Origin of the sequence: Flavobacterium sp., from assembly GCF_029242675.1 — a bacterium.
In the GTDB taxonomy this organism is placed as follows: Bacteria; Bacteroidota; Bacteroidia; order Flavobacteriales; family Flavobacteriaceae; genus Flavobacterium.
This window is the reverse complement of sequence record NZ_JAQWTM010000128.1, coordinates 1-2471: the sequence shown is the minus strand read 5'-3', so window position 1 is coordinate 2471 and position 2471 is coordinate 1. Positions and strand designations below refer to the sequence as shown.

The following is a 2471-nucleotide window of genomic DNA, read 5'->3' as shown; positions in this document are numbered from 1 at the left end:
TCATTATTAATATATTGATTTATTGTTGGGATTACTTCGTAATTGGGTTTTACTCCACTTCCAAATGGTAATTTTGGTTCAACATTCATCACAAATTGTAATGCTGGGATTTCAATGGTTATTTTGGAATTTGGCAAAGTTAAATCTTGACTATATCCACTCGTATTTCCATAATAACCTCCGCCTGTTTCTTGTCCAATAAATGTTGCTAATCCTTGCGAATACATCATATTTGAAAATTCGCTACCGCCAGAATATGTTATTGGACTAATGAGAACATACACATTACCTTTAAAGGTGTCTTTTGGTGCTTTTTTGTATGCCATAAGTCCGAGACCTAAATTATTTTTTCTTTCAAGACTTCCATCTTTCATTTTTTTGTTTACAAAAATTCGTTCTAAAAATCCGAATACTTTAAGTTTTATCGGTTTGTCAATTCCATTATTAAGGATTACTTTTTGAGTTTTGACTCTTACTTTAGAGTATTTTTGGTAATTATCGCCAAAATAAGAATATAACAAACCTTCATTTCCTTCAGTTCCACCGCCATTTTTACTAACGTCAATAATCACATTTTTAATATTATGTTCTTTTATTTCGGAAAAACTTTGTTTCAAGAACTTTTTTAATGTTTTATATTTGCTTTCTCTTTTAATTATGTCGTTTGAGAATGTTTGAATATCCAAATAAGCTGTTTTTGCATTTATAATTTTGAATTGCAAAGGTTCATTTTCAGTTTTTTCTTTGTCAATATTGTTGTTCTTTTTTAGGTTTTCATTAATTTGACTAATTGACAATGAATTAATTGTGATAGGCTCTGTAATTTCTTTGAATTTCACTTCATATTTCTCAATTATTCCATAGTAGTAAAAATAGTTTTTAGAAAAATTAAAGCCACCCAAATCACTGTATTTTACAGATTTTATGTACCCATCTGATGCAAATAAAATTCCAATTTTTGTGACAATTTCTTTGGGTGTTTCTCCATTGATTTTTTCAATTTCAAGATTTTCAATTTTTGCAGAATTATTTGAAGCATTTTTGACACAATATAACTTCTCGCCCAAGAAAACCACAGTTAAAGGTAAAAATCGAATATTTTCATTTTTATTGGTCTGTTCTTTAACTTCTTTTGGTAAAAAAATGTCTGTGTGGTCTTCTCTTGATAATGCTACTAATGGTGCGATTAATTTGTGAAATTCATAAACATTAAGGTCGGTTGTGATTTTGTTTTTCGCAGTTTGGAAAGCAAAATCAACGCTGTCTTTTGGGGTGTACCAGTACATTCCAGAATGAAACTTGTCCAAGCCTTGATACAATAAATCTAAATCTCTATGAAGTTTCTCCTTTGCAATTTTGGGAAAATCTCCAAAATTCTGAGAATACGTGGTTTGTATCAGTAAAATTAAAAGTATAAATGTCGATATTTTCTTCATTGACGGGTCGTTCTGTATAATTGCCTACAACGTTTTGCTGCTTTGAGATGGCTGGAAGTTCGTAACCGCTCAATTTTCGGCTTAACGAAAACTTGATGCGAAACGATAATTCCACTAAATTCCAGCTATATCAAAACAGCTGTTATGTGTGGTATTTTTCACTCAATATTGTGCCAATAATGTTTACAGCCATTTTTACATTCAGTTTTTCGCCGTTGAGTGTCCGTACTTTTAAAAATCCAGAGCAATGAGATAATTGTTTTTTCATATTCATTTTCGGGTAATTCACTTAATTTTTTGAAAGCATTTTTAATTGAAAATTTATTAAGAATGATTACAGATGTAAAAGATTGTTTAATTGGAATACTAACGATTGCTTTTTGATATGATTCAGAATTATAATTTGATTTATTTGGAATAGAATTCAAAATTAAACTTGTTAGAATTTCAATTTTTTGCTTAAAATCGAATTCAGGATTTTCAAAAACTAATTTTACTCCCTTTTCAAACTCAATTCTGTCCTGAGCTATTAAATTTATTTGTTTTTCGACTGTATTCATTTTTATTAAGCGTCAAATTCTGCGTAATATATAATTCTTTCTACTTTTTTGATGTCTGATTTGTATTCTTTAATTCTTAGTAGGTCATCGTATAAATCTTTTAAAACAAACATTTCTAAAAAATAATCAAATCCGGGACATTTTTTTTGAGATATTTCGTTCCATTTCATTTCCATCTCTTCAATTGTTAATTCTAAAACTAAAGCTTCAGAATTTGGTTGAAATTTACCGTCAATTCTTTGCGCATAAATCGAATACATCATTTCTTCTGTGTCTTCGTAATTTCTACAATTTATAATTGCTTCGCTTAAAATCATTTCTTTGGATGTTATCTTTTGTTTCTCGTCGTTCTTTTAATATCACACATAACGTCCCCGCGCTTGTGGATGTTGCGGACATCGAAGACGAGTATTTTCGGTGTAACGAAAATACTAATAAAAAACGATAATTCCACTAAATTCCGCAATAACCACAA

General features: G+C 29.5%; 3 protein-coding genes. All 3 read right to left on the bottom strand.

Translation table 11 applies throughout. The features are described from left to right. A partial coding sequence (locus tag P8M54_RS05070; protein WP_300285860.1) for a S41 family peptidase occupies positions 1–1436 on the bottom strand: 1436 nt, incomplete at its 3' end. A 158-nt stretch (positions 1437–1594) separates the two neighbouring features. After that, positions 1595–1996, bottom strand: a complete 402-nt coding sequence (locus P8M54_RS05065; protein WP_300285858.1) for a DUF5958 family protein — start codon at positions 1994–1996, stop codon at positions 1595–1597. A gap of 5 nt (positions 1997–2001) precedes the next feature. Continuing rightward, the gene (locus P8M54_RS05060) at positions 2002–2313 is read right to left on the bottom strand and encodes a hypothetical protein (RefSeq protein ID WP_300285856.1); all 312 of its coding nucleotides are present in this window, start codon (positions 2311–2313) and stop codon (positions 2002–2004) included. Positions 2314–2471 lie beyond the last annotated feature (158 nt).